Annotated in this window: 16 protein-coding genes; 11 read left to right on the top strand and 5 right to left on the bottom strand. The window is 72.4% G+C overall.

The genetic code is table 11. The features are described from left to right. Positions 1 to 74 precede the first annotated feature (74 nt). The 4 genes from ACZ7OH_RS21790 to ACZ7OH_RS21805 all read left to right on the top strand — a co-directional run bounded on the left by ACZ7OH_RS21790 (position 75) and on the right by ACZ7OH_RS21805 (position 2,239). Complete coding sequence (locus tag ACZ7OH_RS21790; protein ID WP_308677854.1) at positions 75 to 368, top strand: DUF503 domain-containing protein; 294 nt, start codon at positions 75 to 77, stop codon at positions 366 to 368. Between the two features lie 21 nt (positions 369 to 389). Next, positions 390 to 869, top strand: coding sequence for a 30S ribosome-binding factor RbfA (rbfA, locus tag ACZ7OH_RS21795; RefSeq protein WP_470282421.1), 480 nt, complete (start codon positions 390 to 392; stop codon positions 867 to 869). Between the two features lie 3 nt (positions 870 to 872). Then, complete coding sequence (locus tag ACZ7OH_RS21800; RefSeq protein WP_470282422.1) at positions 873 to 1,691, top strand: alpha/beta hydrolase; 819 nt, start codon at positions 873 to 875, stop codon at positions 1,689 to 1,691. Between the two features lie 68 nt (positions 1,692 to 1,759). Next, entirely contained in the window at positions 1,760 to 2,239 is a 480-nt protein-coding gene (locus ACZ7OH_RS21805; RefSeq protein ID WP_470282423.1) for a hypothetical protein, read from the top strand. A 55-nt stretch (positions 2,240 to 2,294) separates the two neighbouring features. On the opposite strand, the gene ACZ7OH_RS21810 is transcribed toward ACZ7OH_RS21805, so the two are convergent. Together ACZ7OH_RS21810 and ACZ7OH_RS21815 are read right to left on the bottom strand one after the other, a co-directional pair. Next, a complete protein-coding gene (locus ACZ7OH_RS21810; RefSeq protein ID WP_470282424.1) occupies positions 2,295 to 2,921 on the bottom strand; it encodes a class I SAM-dependent methyltransferase in 627 nt (208 codons plus the stop codon). Next, positions 2,918 to 3,460: a TetR/AcrR family transcriptional regulator gene (locus ACZ7OH_RS21815; RefSeq protein WP_400905086.1), complete on the bottom strand. Its 543-nt coding sequence runs from the start codon at positions 3,458 to 3,460 to the stop codon at positions 2,918 to 2,920. The genes ACZ7OH_RS21810 and ACZ7OH_RS21815 overlap by 4 nt, the downstream gene beginning before the upstream one ends. 137 nt (positions 3,461 to 3,597) lie before the next feature. On the opposite strand from ACZ7OH_RS21815, the gene ACZ7OH_RS21820 reads away from it, so the two are divergent. Further along, positions 3,598 to 3,825, top strand: coding sequence for a hypothetical protein (locus tag ACZ7OH_RS21820; protein ID WP_400905089.1), 228 nt, complete (start codon positions 3,598 to 3,600; stop codon positions 3,823 to 3,825). Positions 3,826 to 3,844: 19 nt separating this feature from the next. Then, positions 3,845 to 4,990 carry an SPFH domain-containing protein gene (locus tag ACZ7OH_RS21825; protein WP_470282425.1) on the top strand — a complete coding sequence of 382 codons (1,146 nt, stop codon included), beginning with the start codon at positions 3,845 to 3,847 and terminating at the stop codon, positions 4,988 to 4,990. Between the two features lie 12 nt (positions 4,991 to 5,002). On the opposite strand, the gene ACZ7OH_RS21830 is transcribed toward ACZ7OH_RS21825, so the two are convergent. Continuing rightward, entirely contained in the window at positions 5,003 to 6,034 is a 1,032-nt protein-coding gene (locus tag ACZ7OH_RS21830) for a TRM11 family SAM-dependent methyltransferase (protein WP_470282426.1), read from the bottom strand. 25 nt (positions 6,035 to 6,059) lie between these two features. Here ACZ7OH_RS21830 and ACZ7OH_RS21835 point away from each other — a divergent pair, with 25 nt between their 5' ends. Both ACZ7OH_RS21835 and ACZ7OH_RS21840 read left to right on the top strand, forming a co-directional pair. Continuing rightward, complete coding sequence (locus tag ACZ7OH_RS21835; RefSeq protein ID WP_470282427.1) at positions 6,060 to 7,049, top strand: DHH family phosphoesterase; 990 nt, start codon at positions 6,060 to 6,062, stop codon at positions 7,047 to 7,049. A gap of 395 nt (positions 7,050 to 7,444) precedes the next feature. Continuing rightward, a complete protein-coding gene (locus ACZ7OH_RS21840) occupies positions 7,445 to 8,764 on the top strand; it encodes an MATE family efflux transporter (protein WP_470282603.1) in 1,320 nt (439 codons plus the stop codon). A 304-nt stretch (positions 8,765 to 9,068) separates the two neighbouring features. On the opposite strand, the gene ACZ7OH_RS21845 is transcribed toward ACZ7OH_RS21840, so the two are convergent. Continuing rightward, on the bottom strand, positions 9,069 to 9,881 hold the full coding sequence (locus tag ACZ7OH_RS21845; protein WP_470282428.1) for an SDR family oxidoreductase: 813 nt from the start codon (positions 9,879 to 9,881) through the stop codon (positions 9,069 to 9,071). 155 nt (positions 9,882 to 10,036) lie between these two features. Here ACZ7OH_RS21845 and ACZ7OH_RS21850 point away from each other — a divergent pair, with 155 nt between their 5' ends. Beyond that, positions 10,037 to 11,362 (top strand): MFS transporter, encoded by a 1,326-nt coding sequence (locus ACZ7OH_RS21850; protein WP_470282429.1) that lies wholly within the window; start codon positions 10,037 to 10,039, stop codon positions 11,360 to 11,362. Here the strand turns inward: ACZ7OH_RS21850 and ACZ7OH_RS21855 are convergent. After that, positions 11,307 to 11,816: a GNAT family N-acetyltransferase gene (locus ACZ7OH_RS21855; protein WP_470282430.1), complete on the bottom strand. Its 510-nt coding sequence runs from the start codon at positions 11,814 to 11,816 to the stop codon at positions 11,307 to 11,309. The genes ACZ7OH_RS21850 and ACZ7OH_RS21855 overlap by 56 nt on opposite strands. 66 nt (positions 11,817 to 11,882) lie before the next feature. Between ACZ7OH_RS21855 and truB the strand changes: the two genes are divergently transcribed. Together truB and ACZ7OH_RS21865 are read left to right on the top strand one after the other, a co-directional pair. Next, positions 11,883 to 12,788, top strand: a complete 906-nt coding sequence (gene truB, locus ACZ7OH_RS21860) for a tRNA pseudouridine(55) synthase TruB (RefSeq protein WP_470282431.1) — start codon at positions 11,883 to 11,885, stop codon at positions 12,786 to 12,788. A gap of 28 nt (positions 12,789 to 12,816) precedes the next feature. Further along, entirely contained in the window at positions 12,817 to 13,800 is a 984-nt protein-coding gene (locus ACZ7OH_RS21865) for a bifunctional riboflavin kinase/FAD synthetase (protein WP_400905107.1), read from the top strand. Positions 13,801 to 13,813: the final 13 nt, after the last annotated feature.

A 13,813-nucleotide genomic window follows, 5' to 3' on the forward strand; every position in this document is an offset into this window, starting at 1 on the left:
ACCCCCAAACCCCCGCCAGGGGGCAAGCCCCCTGGACCCCCGGGCGGTCCCTACTACACCAAACTCACTTGCCTATGTACGTCGGAGCTCTCGAGCTCGACATCCTGCTCGGCGACGTCCATTCGCTGAAGCAGAAGCGGTCCGTGGTCCGTCCGGTGCTGGCCGAGGTGCGCAAGCGCTTCGCCGTGTCGGTGGCCGAAGCCGGGCACACCGACCTGCACCGCCGGACCCTCATCGGGGTGGCCGTGGTCGCCGAAGGTGGCGAGCACGTCCGGGACGTGCTCGACTCGTGTGAGCGGTACGTGGCGAGCCGGCCGGAGTTCGAACTGCTCTCCGCCCGCCGCCGGCTGCTCGGTCCAGACGATTGAACCCTTTTCTAGGAGAACGACATGGCTGATCCGGCTCGGGCTCGCAAGCTCGCGAAGCGGATCTCGCAGATCGTGGCGTCCGCGATCGAGCACGAGGTCAAGGACCCCCGGCTGGACTACGTGACCATCACGGACACGAAGGTCACCGGCGACCTGCACGACGCCACGGTGTACTACACGGTGCTGGCCGAGAAGCTGGACTCCGTCCCGGACTTCGCCGGTGCGGCGGCCGCGCTCGAATCGGCGCGCGGCGTGCTGCGCACGAAGGTCGGCCAGGGCACCGGGGTCCGCTACACGCCGACGCTGACGTTCGTCGCGGACACCATCCCCGAGGAGTCGAAGCGGATCGAGGACCTCCTCGCGAAGGCCCGCGAGGCCGACGCGGAGGTCGCGCGCCGCGCGACCGGCGCCCAGCACGCGGGCGACGTCGACCCGTACAAGGCACCGCGCGAAGACACCGAAGACGACGACGAGCTCGCGGAGGAGGAGAGCCGGGGCTGACCCGTGCTCTCCCGCCGCGGCCTGCTCGCCGGCAGCGCGTTGACGCTGCTGGCGGGCTGCTCGTCGCCCGAGCCGGCGCCAGGTCCATCCCCGGTGCCGGCCCCGGCCCGTCCGTCGGCACCGCGTGACCCGGTGACGGTGCAGCGCGTGCGCTCCACCGCCCGCGACACGGACGTCGACCTGGTCCTGATCACGCCCGAAGGCGTCCCGTCCTCGGGCCTGCCGGTGTGCCTGGCGTTGCACGGCCGCGGCGCGCGAGCGCGGACGTTCGTCGACTTGGGCGTCCCCGAAGCGTTGACGCAGGTAGTTCGCGCGGGCACCCCACCGTTCGCGGTGGCCGCCCTCGACGGCGACCACTACTGGGTCGACGTGGGCGGGAAAGACGACCCGCAGCGCATGCTGACCGACGAAGTCCCGGCCTGGCTGACGGCCCACGATCTCCGTTCGGCATCGGCGGTGTTCGGCATTTCCATGGGCGGCTTCGGAGCGTTGCGCTTCGCCCGCGCGCACCCGGACGTGAAGGCGGTCGCGACGGCGAGCGCGGCCCTGTTCGCCGGTTGGCCGGACGCGCGGTCCCGCAAGGTGTTCGCGGACGAAGCCAACTGGCGAGCGGAAGAACCGTTGCTGCACACGGAAGAACTGCGCCCGGCCGCGCTGGGCGTGTGGTGCGGCGAGTCGGACCCGTTCCTGAGCGCGAATCGCCGCCTGGCAACGGCGGTTTCGCCCGCGGTGGCAAAGTTTTCTCCGGGCGGCCACAAGGACGACTACTGGCGCGGGATCCTGCCGGACGTCCTGAAGTTCGTGGGGCAACGCTTGTCCTGACCGGCTAAACCGCCGGGTGCCGCCAAGCGTGGTACGCCGGAATGCCGGCAACGAAAGGACTGTGCCCCATGAAGAGGATCCTGCACGTCTGGCTCTGTCTCGCGGCGGCTCTGGGCGGGATGCTGCTGTCGGGTTCCACCGCGTCCGCGGCCCCGGGCGACTGCGCGACCGCGGGCTGGGTGCTGCGGTCGGCCGACATCGTCAACCACACCAACGGCGCCGCGATCGGCAAGGTCTACACCTACGTCAACGCGTGCAACCAGTACTGGGCGCAGATCAAGCTCGACAAGGCACTCGGCGCGGGCCAGTGGGCCAACGCCTTCATCGACGTCTACCTGGACGGCAGCCGGGCCGGCCGCCTGACCTGCGCGCGCGCCGACGGCGGGAACGCCGAAGTCTCCCAGGGGCAGACCAGTTGCTACACCGGGTACTTCGGTTCGACGGACACCGGGATCACCTACCAGTCACACGGTTACGTCTACAACTACCCGTCCAGCATGTTCGCGTCCGGGATCACCCAGAACTGCAGCCGCTGGGAATGCATCTGACCGCTGCACTCGCCGCGTCGCGGTGACCACGAGGGCTGAGGCGCTGCCGCGTGCTTCAGCCCTCCGTGGCGCGCGCGAAGAGAATCGCTTGTGACACTTCGTTTTCCGGGTTGAGCGCCCAGTCGGCCTCGATCGTGAACCCGGCCTCCCGCACCCTCCGCGCCAGCCACCACGGTTGCCGCAGGTGGACGTGGACCCGCATCGGGTGGCCGCCGTAGCCCTGGGTCTTCAACCGCGTCCCCACTCCCACGTGGTGACCGATGACCAGCAGGCCGCCGGGTCGCAGCACGCGCCGGAAATGCCCCAGGGCGACCGGGACCGCCTCATCCGGGACGTGGATCAGCGACCAGAACGCCAGCACCCCCGCCATCGACGCGTCGGGCAGCGCCAGGTCCGTCATCGAGCCGACGTCGAACCGCAGTTCCGGGTGCGCCTGCCGGGCCAGGTCGATCATCGCCGGCGAAAGGTCGATGCCGGACGCCTCGACGCCCAGCGACGCCAGGTGGGCCGTGAAGTGGCCCGGGCCGCAGCCGACGTCCACCGCCGGGCCGTCGACCTCGGACGCGAACAGCGCCAGCGCCGCCCGCATGTACGGCTGCTTCTCCAGCGCGTCGGCGACGAACTCGGCGTAGCTCGACGCCACCGTGTCGTACGAGGTGCGGGTGTCCGCGAGCCAGGTCATCGCGCGCGCAGCCCGTCGAGGACCATGCCGAGCGCGCGGCGCCAGTCCGGGGTCGCCGTCGCCGCGGCGAACACGATCGCCAGGTCTTCCGCGCGGAAGTCCGTCCGCAACGCGCCCGCGTCCTGGGCTCGCGAGATGATCCGGTTCATCCGGGACCCGTTGGCCTGCTTGGCTTTCTCCAGGCCCGACGCGGGGTCGAACGCCCGCGAGCACACTTCGGTGAAGCCGCGGTCGGAGACCTGCATCAGCACCGACCGTTCGAGGAAGAGCACGAAACCGTCCCAGGGGTCGTCGCACGCGAGGGCTTCTTCGGTGACAGCCCGCGCTTCTTCCAGCGTCGGCAGGAACGCGGCCTCGACCAGGTCGGCCCGGGTCGGGAACCGGTTGTACAGCGTGCCGATCGCGACTTCGGCGCGGCGCGCGATCTCGTCGAGCGGGGCGTCGACCCCCTTGGCGCCGAACACCTCGCGCGCGGCCGCCACCAGCGCCTCCCGGTTGCGCCGGGCGTCCGCGCGCAGGGGGCGTTGCTCGACGGTCACGCTCCGGAGTATAGCCGCGAAGGTTGCCTCCTGATCGGAACCTCACAGTGCCCACGGCCCGCGCCCGCCGGGAGCACAATGGGGGACAGCGGGGGCAATCCCCCGCGTCGAGGCGGCCACCGAGGGAGGTCGGCACCGTGCACTCCGATCTCTCCCCGGCCGGGCGCACCGGAGTCCTCCTGGTCGGCACCCGCGGGCAGCGGGGCCCCGGGGAGGTGCTGATCAGGATCAGGGGCGGCCTGGAAACCTTCCTTGCCTGGTCCGACACGGAGCTGCCGAAGGGCACGACCGTCCTGGTCGTGGAAACCCGGGGCCGGCGCACGGTCGACGTCGTGGCGTGGGACGCCTCGGAACCCACTCTCTAGTGTGCGAAGAAGGACAGCCATGTTCGGGTATCGCGTTCCCGCGCCCAACGAGGCGATGCTGATCTCCGGGGGCAAGCACAGTCAGGGCGCCTCGCCGTTCCGGGTCGTCACCGGCCACGGCGCGTTCGTCATGCCGATTTTCCGGAAAGTCCGGTTCCTTACGCTTTCCATGAACGAAGCCGAAGTGACCGAAGTGTGCGTCACGAAACAGGCCATCGCCCTGACCGTGCGAGCGGTGATCGCGTTCAAGGTCGGCAACGACACCGAGAGCATCGTCAACGCCGGCCAGCGCTTCCTCTCCGACCAGGACCAGATGTCCGTGCTGACCGGCCGCATCTTCGCCGGCCACCTGCGCTCGATCATCGGGTCGATGACGGTCGAGGAGATCATCACCGAGCGGCAGAAGCTCGCCACCGAGGTGCTGGACGGCTCGGCGGTGGAGATGGCGAAGATCGGGCTCACCGTCGACGCGCTGCAGATCCAGTCCATCGACGACATGAAGCTCGGCTACATCGCCGCGATGGCCGCGCCGCACAACGCCGCCATCCAGCGGGACGCGCAAATCGCCCAGGCGGTGGCGAACCAGGCGGCGGCCGAAGCCGAGCAGAAGTCCCAGCGGACGCAGGCGGAGTACGCCCGGCAGACGTCGATCGTGCAGGCGCAGTACCGCGCCGAGGTCGAGGCGGCCCAGGCCGAGGCGGCGCAGGCCGGCCCGCTCGCGCAGGCGAAGGCCCAGCAGGAGGTCATCGACGCGCGCACCGAGCTGGCGCAGCGCGAGGCCGAGCTGCGCCAGCAGCAGCTGGTCGCCGAGGTGATCAAGCCGGCCGACGCGGAGGCCGAGCGGATCCGCATCCTGGCGCTGGCGGACGCGGAGAAGATGCGCGTGCAGGCCGAGGCGGCCGCGTCGAACAACCGGGTCGCGCTCGACCGGATGCTCATCGACCAGCTGCCGCAGATCGTGAAGGAGGCGGGCCGCGGCCTGTCCGGCGCGAACGTCAACATCCTCAACGGCGCCGACGGCCTCGGCGAGATGGCTGCCGGGCTCGTCGGCCAGGGACTGTCCATCTTGGACTCGGTGAAGCGCGGCCTGAGCGCGCCGCCGCCGGCTCCCGGCGCGCCCGAGGACAACGGGCAGGCGCCGGTGAAGGGCGAGCTCACCCAGTAGCGCCTTGTCGACTCAGGAGGCGGGTTTCACCGCGACGACCAGGTCACGCAGGATGGCCTGGTCGACCCGGTGGGCGAACTCGTCCCACGGCCCGCCTTCGCGGACGTCGAGCCCGGCCTTGCGCAGCACCGCGACGAGCTCCTCGCGGGGCAGCACGGTGGTGTTCCACGAGATGCCGAGCGCCCCGCCGGGCCGCAGCACGCGCGTCCACACCGGGACGGCCGCCGCGAGCAGGTCGCGCGGGCTGCGCTGCAGACCGGCCTCGCGGTGGCTGCCGTGCTGGACGCCGTACGGCGCGTCGGTGACGATCACGTCGCACGAGTTCGCCCGCAGCACCTCGTCGGTGGTCAGCGTGTCGGCCTGGAAGTAGGTGAGCTTGCGGGTGTCGCCCGCTTTGTACGCTTCCTTGTCCAGCGCGTACTCGATGTCGAGGCGGCGCCCGAGGCGGACCTTGTTGCGCCGCAGCTGACCCGAGTCGGCGGTGTGCTTGACGCGCTTGTTCCGCAGCCACGTCTTGATGAACGCCTCGTAGGCCTCGAAGTCCTTGGCGTCGACGTCCAGGCCGGTGGCGTGCAGGCCGTACATCATCGCCTGGTTCAGCGTGGTTCCGCGGCCGCACAGCGGGTCGAGCAGGTACTTCGGCCGGTCGGAGAACGGGTCGGCGGTCGCCAGCAGCGTGACGTTCAGCAGCAGCTTCGTGAACGACTCGTTCGTCTTGCCCGGGTACTTCTGGATGGTCAGCAGGTCCGAGTCGGCCTTCGCCAGCGGCGTCACCGTGACCGGGCGCAGGACGCCGTCACCCAGCTCGAACAGCGCGTACAGCGACGAAAGGTTCGACAGCAGGCCGAGGTCGCGGCCGCCGAGCGGCACCGAGCTGGTGAAGCGCACGTACCCGACGCCGCCGAGCTCGATCTCCTCGATCCCGGACAGCTCGGCCGGCAGCGCCGCGCCGAACACCGCCAGCTCGGCGCGCAGCAGCGCGGGGGAGGAGGCGGCGTAGACCCGGTTGGCTGACGGGTGGACCAGGATCACGTACTCAGGCATCCCGCAGAGCGTAGCGTGACGCACCGTGACCCCTACTTTGGCGCAGGACATCCGGGACGCGGCCGCGTTGCTCGCGTCGGCGACCGACGTGACGGTGCTCGGCCACGTCCGCCCGGACGCGGACGCCCTCGGCAGCGCGCTCGCCCTCGGCCGGGCGTTGCACCAGCGCGGTGCCCGCGTCCGCGTGTCGTTCGGCGAGCCCGACGAGGCCCCGGAGACGCTGCGGTGGCTGGACGAGGACGGCCTGCTCACCCACCCGGACGACCTGCCGGACAGCGAAGCGCTCCTGGTCTGCGTCGACACGCCGGTGCCGAAGCGGCTGGGCCGGCTCGCCGGGCGCGTCGAACTCGCCGGCTCGGTGCTGGTGATCGACCACCACGCGACCAACACGTTCTACGGCGGCTGCAACGTCGTCGACGAGACGGCCGAGGCCAGCGCGATCCTCGTCTTCCGGATCCTGGACGCGATGGGCGTCGAGCTCGACGAGCCGATCGCGCGCGGGATCTACGCCGGGATCGTCACCGACACGAGCGGGTTCCGCCGGGCGAGCCCGGAGACGCACCGGATGGCCGCGCGGCTGCTGGAGGCGGGCGTCGACCCGGAGAAGGTGGTGCGGCGGATCGTCGACGAGCGGCCGTTCAGCTGGCTTCCGATGCTGTCGTCGGTGCTGAGCGAGGCTGCTCTGGAGCCGGAAGCCGCGCAAGGGCGGGGTTTCGTGCACGCGGTGGTGGGGGTCGACGAGGCACGGACGGTCCGCGGCGAAGAGGTCGAGTCGGTGATCGACGTGGTCCGCTCGGTGCGCGAGGCGGCCGTCGCGGCGGTGCTCAAGCAGGACGTGACGAACCCGGCGCAGTGGCAGATTTCGTTGCGCTCGATCGGAATCGACGTGTCGGCGGTGGCAGCGGAGTTCGGCGGCGGCGGGCACCGGCAGGCCGCGGGCTGCACGATCGCGGGAACCGCCCCGGACGTCCTCGCCGGGTTGCGGGAGGCGCTGGAGCGGGCGCCGCTGCTGTAGCCGCTCGCCTCGCAGGCTTTGCCTAACTGTCCCGGTTTGCTGTGCCCGCCCCGCTTGGCCTCGCCTCGCCTGCCCGCCGCCCGCTCCGCTGGGCCGCCCCGCCTAGCCCTCTGGCCCCGCTCCGCCTGGCCTGGCCTGGCCTGGCCTGGCCCAGCTTGGCCTGCCCTGGCTTGGCCCGGCCCCGCCCCGCCTCGCCCTGCCCCGCTTCGCCTGGGGCCCGGGCCGCCTGGGCCCGGCCGCCCTGTCTGCCTGCCGTGCCCCGCTCCGCCCGGCCTGCCCAGCCCAGCCCGCCAGCTCGCGGCTCACCCCCGCCGCAGTCGGACGGCGAGCCGGGAAAGTTCCCGCGTTCCCGCCGGTCAGAACTGTCGGTGGGGGCGGTTAGAGTCCGGTTCGTGGTGAACGTGGAGGAGACGGAGCGGATCCCGGCGAAGCGCGTGCTCGGCCTGGCCGTGCCCGCGCTGGGGGTGCTGGCCGCCGAGCCGTTGTACGTGCTGGTCGACACCGCGGTGGTCGGCCACCTGGGCGCGCTGCCGCTGGCCGGGCTCGCGCTCGGCGGCGTCGTGCTGGCCCAGGTGTCGAGCCAGCTGACGTTCCTGTCGTACGGCACGACGTCCCGCACCGCCCGGCTGCACGGCGCGGGCCGCCGGGCCGACGCGGTCCGCGAAGGCGTCCAGGCGACGTGGCTGGCGGTGCTGGTCGGGCTCTTCGTGCTGGTGGCGGGGCAGCTGCTCGCGTGGCCGATCGCGCGAGCGCTGTCGGGCAGCGACGAGGTCGCCGCCGCGGCCGTCTCGTGGGTGCGGATCGCGTGGTTCGGGGCGCCGCTGATCCTGGTCACGATGGCGGGCAACGGCTGGATGCGCGGGGTGCAGGACGCCGCGAAGCCGTTGCGGTACGTGCTGGCGGGCAACGGGATTTCGGCGGTGCTGTGCCCGGTGCTCGTCTACGGCGCGGACCTCGGCCTGGAGGGCTCGGCGATCGCGAACGTCGTGGCGCAGGTGATCTCGGCGTCGCTGTTCGTCGTGGCGCTGGTGCGCGAGAAGGTGGGGCTGCGCCCGGACTTCAAGGTGATGCGCGCCCAGCTGGGCCTGGGCCGCGACCTGGTGTTGCGCAGCTTGGCGTTCCAGGCGTGCTTCATTTCGGCGGCGGCGGTGGCGGCCCGCACCTCGACGGAAGCGGTGGGCGCGCACCAGGTGGTGCTGCAGTTGTGGACGTTCTTGGCGCTGGTGCTGGACTCGGTGGCGATCGCGGCGCAGTCCCTGGTGGGGGCGGCCCTGGGCGCGAACTCGGCGAGGCAGGCGCGCGGGGTGGCGACGCAGATCACCGGGTACGGGCTGCTGCTGGGGTGTTTCCTGTGCGTGCTGTTCGCGGCGTTGTCGTGGGTGCTGCCGCACGCGTTCACGTCCGACCCGGGGGTGCTGGCCGAGATCCCGCACGCGTGGTGGTTCTTCGTGGCGCTGCAGCCGATCGCGGGGGTGGTGTTCGCGTTGGACGGAGTGCTGCTGGGAGCGGGCGACGCGGCATTCTTGCGCAACGCGACATTGGGCAGCGCGGCGCTCGGCTTCCTCCCGCTGATCTGGGCCTCGTTGGGCTTCGGCTGGGGGTTGACGGGGATTTGGACCGGCCTGTCGCTGTTCATGGTGCTCCGGCTGGTGTTCGTGCTGGTCCGCTGGAGGTCGGGCAACTGGGCGGTGACGGGCGCGATCCGCCCGGCGTGACAGCGGGGCCGGGGCAGGGCCTGGGGCGGGGCGGATTGGGGCGGTTGCCGGCGTGACACCGCCGGTCTAACCGGTCGCAGCGCCGGCCGGTTCAGCGGCCGCCGCGGCCGGTAACCGGCGCGATCCGGCTCGCCGAACCCCTCGGCTCGGCGCGCCCGGCGCGCCCGGCGGGCCCGGCAGCCGCCGGCCCGGCAGCCGCCGTACCTACCCGCGCGCCGAGAACCCGCCCAAGCCCGCGCGCTGCGGGCGTGCCGGACCCGCCGGCCCGGCAGCCGCCGCACTACTCGCGCGCCGAGCAGACCGCTCAAGCCCGGGCCCGCCGGGCGTGGCGTATCCGCCGGTCCACCATCCGCCTCAAGAACGGCGCCGCCAGCGGACCCAACGCCGCCAGCAAAGCCACCGACCGGTCCGGGTAAACGGCGTACCGCTCCCGCTCCACCGCCCGCACGATCGCCGAAGCCACCGCCTCCGCCGCCATCGGCCGGATCGTCCCGCTGATCGCGGCCGTCTCGAGAGGCTTCCACCGGTTCTCCTCCGCCAGCTGCGGCGTGTCCACATCCGGCGGATACACGCACGCCACATGCACCCCGGCCGGGTTCAGCTCGTCCCGCAGCGCCTCCATCAACCCCCGCACCGCGAACTTCGCCGGCGCGTACGCCGTGTACCCGTAGATCCCCAGCACCGCCGCCGCCGAGGAGATCGCCACGATCGACCCCGTCCGCCGCCGGACCATCGATGGCGCCACCTCGCGGACCGCGTGCAACGTCCCGAAGTAGTCGACCTCCACCATCCGCCGGAACACCTCGTCGTCCAGCGAAAGAAACTCTCCCGGACGCGCCTGCCCCGCGGACGTCACCAGCACGTCGCACGGCCCCGCCGCGTCCACCAACGAAGAGAACGCCGCTGCCACTTCCCCCTGCGAAGAGACGTCGGCCACCGCCGTCCGCACCGCGTACCCGCGTGACTTCAACGACACCGAAGCCTTCCGCAGCCGGGATTCGTCCCGCGCCACCAGGGACACCGACGCGCCGCGCGCGCCCAGGGCCGCCGCCGTCGCCAAGCCGATCCCGCTGGACCCGCCCGTGATCACCGCGTGCGCCCCGTGGAGCCCGGTCACCACACCACCCCCGAACATGAAGGAGATTCACATAGAACCATGTGGTGAACGCCACCGGGATAACAGCTATGTTTCGTCGTTGCTTAGGCGCTACAAGTAGTAGGGACGGCAGTGCAGGCGTCCGCCACGAAACGCCCAAATCCCTGGAGGAACTTGTGCCGCCCGCCACCGGCCGCGCCACCGCCCGGTCCTGGCTCATCTGGCTCACCGCCGTCACCGTCTACCTCCTCGCGGTCTTCCACCGCACCTCCTTCGGCGTCGCCGGGCTGCAGGCGGCCGAGCGCTTCGGCGTCGGCGCGGCCGCGCTCGGGACGTTCACCGTCCTGCAGGTCGGCGTCTACGCCGCGATGCAGATCCCGACCGGCGTCCTGGTCGACCGCTACGGCCCCCGCCGCGTCCTCACCGCCGCTGTCCTGATCCTCGGCGCCGGTCAGCTCCTCCTCGGCGTCGCCCACTCCTACGGCCTCGGCCTGCTCGCCCGCGGCGTCCTCGGCCTCGGCGACGCGCTCACCTTCGTCAGCGTCCTGCGCCTGGTCGCCGCCCACTTCCCGGGCCGCCAGTACGCGCTGCTGACGTCGTTCACCGCGGCCGTCGGCTACATCGGCAACCTCGCCGCCACCGTCCCGCTCTCGCTGGTGCTCGACAGCGCCGGCTGGACCCCGACCTTCCTCGCCGTCGGCGCCATCACCGTCCTCTACACCCTGGTCGTGACGCTCCGGGTCCGCGACGTCCCGGCCGGCACCCCGGAGCCCGTCCGCGAAGAAGTCCGCCCGCGCCAGCTCGCCCACCAGGTCGCCGAGGCCTGGCGGACGCCGGGGACGCGCCTGGGCTTCTGGGTCCACTTCAGCACGATGTTCGCCCCCAACGCCCTGACGCTGCTCTGGGGCGTCCCGTGGCTGGTGCAGGGCCAGGGGCAGTCGAAGGCCACGGCCAGCGCGCTGCTCACCGTGTTCGTCTTCGGCTCGATGGCCGGCGGCCCGCTGCTCGGCGGCGTGATCGGCCGGCACCCGTCGCTGCGGATGCCGCTGGTCGGCGGCTACATCGGCGGGGCCGCGCTGGTCTGGGCGGTGCTGCTGAGCTGGCCGGGCGCGGTGCCCGTGCCGGTGCTGGTGCCCGCGTTCGCGTTCCTCGCCCTGGGCGGCCCGGCGTCGATGATCGGCTTCGCGCTCGCTCGCGACTACAACCCGCTCAGCCGCGTCGGCACCGCGACCGGCGTGGTCAACGTCGGCGGTTTCGTGGCGACGACCATCGCCGCCCTGCTCGTCGGCGTGCTGCTGCAGTGGACCGGCGGCAGCTTCCGCATCTCGCTGCTGGCCATCGTCGCGATCCTCGCGCTGGGCACGGTCCGGATGCTCGTGTGGTGGCGCCGCACCCGCGCCCACCTGTTCCTCGCCGAAGCCCGCGGCGAGGAGCTGCCGGTCCGGATCACCCGCCGCCGCTGGGACGCCGCCCTGCCGGAGACACCGATCGTGGCCGCGTGACCGACGCCTGCAGCAGCTGCGGCGCGACCGCGAACCCGCGCCGCTCGTAGGCGGGCACGGCCTGCCCGGAGGAGTGCACGGTGACGCGCTCCAGCCCCAGCTCCCCGGCCAGCCGCAGGACGGCTTCGATCAGCATCCCGCCGAGCCCGCCGCGACGGGCTTCCGGCACGACGTACACGCTCTGCACGTCTCCGCACGCCCTCGTGAACGCCGTCGGGGTCGGCACGCGCGGGGTGACCGCCAGGAACGCCATCCCGAGCACCCGCCCGTCGCGGACCACGACGAGGCAGTGGTGGGTGGCCGAGTTCTCCCGCGCCCACGCGGCGAACTCGTGCACGAACCCCGCGCGGCCGTCGCCGGGCAGGCCGTCCTGCTCGGCCACCCAGCGCCACCGGAGCCCGGCGACGGCGGCCAGTTCGGCGGGCCGGGCGGCCCGGACTTCGATCTCCGTCACGCTCCCATCCTGGCGGGTCGCGGCGGCCTGATCGACCCACGATCGGCGGCCGCTAGGGTTTCCCGCGTGTCGAGCCCCAAACCGCCCCGCCGTCCCACCCCGCCGCCCGGTCTCCTGATCGTCGACAAGCCCGCCGGCATGACGTCGCACGACGTCGTCGCCCGCGCCCGCCGGATCATGGGCACCCGCAAGGTCGGGCACGCCGGCACGCTCGACCCGATGGCGACCGGCGTGCTGGTGCTCGGCATCGAGCGCGCGACCAAGCTGCTCGGCCACCTCGCGCTGGACCGCAAGACCTACCTCGCCACCCTCAGCCTCGGCAGCAGCACCACGACCGACGACGCCGAGGGCGAGGTCCTCACTACCGGGGACACCGAAAAGATCACCGACGACGAGATCGCCGAAGGCGTCGCCAAGCTGACCGGCGACATCCAGCAGGTGCCGAGCGCGGTCAGCGCGGTCAAGATCGACGGCAAGCGCGCCTACGCCCGCGTCCGCGCCGGCGAGGACGTCGTGATCCCGGCCCGCCCGGTGACCGTCTACCGCTTCGACGTCCTGGCCATCCGCCACGAGGACGACCGCGTCGAGGTCGACGCCGTCGTCGAGTGCTCGTCCGGCACCTACGTCCGCGCGCTCGCCCGCGACCTCGGCGCGGACCTCGGCGCCGGCGGCCACCTGAAGGCGCTGCGGCGCACCACGGTCGGCCCGTTCACCCTGGCGAAGGCCCGGACCCTCGACCAGCTCGAGGAGCAGCCCGAACTGAGCCTGGACCTCGACGCCGCGGTCGCCGCGGCCTTCCCCCGCCGCGACCTCGACGCCGCCACGGCGAAGGCGGTCCGGCACGGCCAGCGCATCCCGGCGGCCGGTCTCGAAGGGACCTACGGGCTCTTCGGCCCCGACGGCCGGGTGCTCGCGCTGGCCGCCGACGAAGAAGGCGTGTCCCGCGCAGTGGTGGTGCTGCTGCCCGCCTAGGGTGGCTCTTGAGAGACGGGAGTCTGACGTGCTGCGGTGGCGTGGGCTGGGGGACCTCCCCGGCGGCTGGGGCCGGTGCGTGGTCACCATCGGCGTGTTCGACGGTGTGCACCGCGGGCACCAGGAGCTGGTCAGCCGGACCGTCGCCGCGGCGGCCGAACGCGGGCTGCCGAGCGTCATGCTGACGTTCGACCCGCACCCGTCGGAGGTCCTGCGCCCCGGCAGCCACCCGGCGCAGCTGACCACGTTGCGGCGCAAGGCGGAAATCGTCGAGGGCCTCGGCATCGACGTCTTCTGCGTGCTGCCCTTCACCCTGGAGCTGTCCCGGCTGCAGCCGGAGGAGTTCGTGCACGAGGTGCTCGTCGACCGGCTGCACGCGGCCGCGGTGGTCGTCGGCGACAACTTCACCTTCGGCGCCAAGGCCGCCGGCGACGTCGCCCTGCTGCGCACCCTCGGCCGCCGGTTCGGCTTCGCCGCCTACGGCGCCGAACTGCAGGGCAAGGAACTGTCCGAAGAGGACCAGTCGGCGATCACCTTCTCCAGCACCTACGTCCGGTCGTGCATCGACGCCGGGGACGTCGTCGCCGCGGCCGAGGCGCTCGGTCGCCCGCACCGCCTGGAAGGGATCGTCGTACGCGGCGACGGCCGCGGCCACGAGCTCGGCTACCCGACGGCGAACCTGTCGACGCCGCGCTTCGCCGCCGTCCCGGCCGACGGCGTCTACAGCGCCTGGTTCACCCGCTCGGCCGACCCGTCGCGCCGGCTGCGCGCCGCGGTCTCGGTGGGCACGAACCCGACGTTCTCCGGCCGCGAGCGGACGGTCGAGGCGTTCGTCCTCGACGTCGACGAGGACTTCTACGGCCAGCACGTGGCGATCGACTTCGTGACACGGCTGCGCGACCAGGTCCGGTTCGCCGACTCGGCCGGGCTGGTGACGCAGATCGACGACGACGTGATCGAGACGAGAAAGGCACTGGAAGTGCCCTCGGACACCCCTACCGGGGGCGAATAAGGGGAAATCGCGT

The organism is Amycolatopsis sp. NPDC114478 (assembly GCF_055633805.1).

What these genes read in the sequence shown, in the direction of transcription:
- rbfA (WP_470282421.1), top strand. Translation starts at nt 390, where the DNA reads ATGGCTGATCCGGCTCGGGCTCGCAAGCTCGCGAAGCGGATCTCGCAG.
- ACZ7OH_RS21790 (WP_308677854.1), top strand. Translation starts at nt 75, where the DNA reads ATGTACGTCGGAGCTCTCGAGCTCGACATCCTGCTCGGCGACGTCCAT.
- ACZ7OH_RS21810 (WP_470282424.1), bottom strand. Translation starts at nt 2,921, where the DNA reads ATGACCTGGCTCGCGGACACCCGCACCTCGTACGACACGGTGGCGTCG.
- ACZ7OH_RS21805 (WP_470282423.1), top strand. Translation starts at nt 1,760, where the DNA reads ATGAAGAGGATCCTGCACGTCTGGCTCTGTCTCGCGGCGGCTCTGGGC.
- ACZ7OH_RS21825 (WP_470282425.1), top strand. Translation starts at nt 3,845, where the DNA reads ATGTTCGGGTATCGCGTTCCCGCGCCCAACGAGGCGATGCTGATCTCC.
- ACZ7OH_RS21830 (WP_470282426.1), bottom strand. Translation starts at nt 6,034, where the DNA reads ATGCCTGAGTACGTGATCCTGGTCCACCCGTCAGCCAACCGGGTCTAC.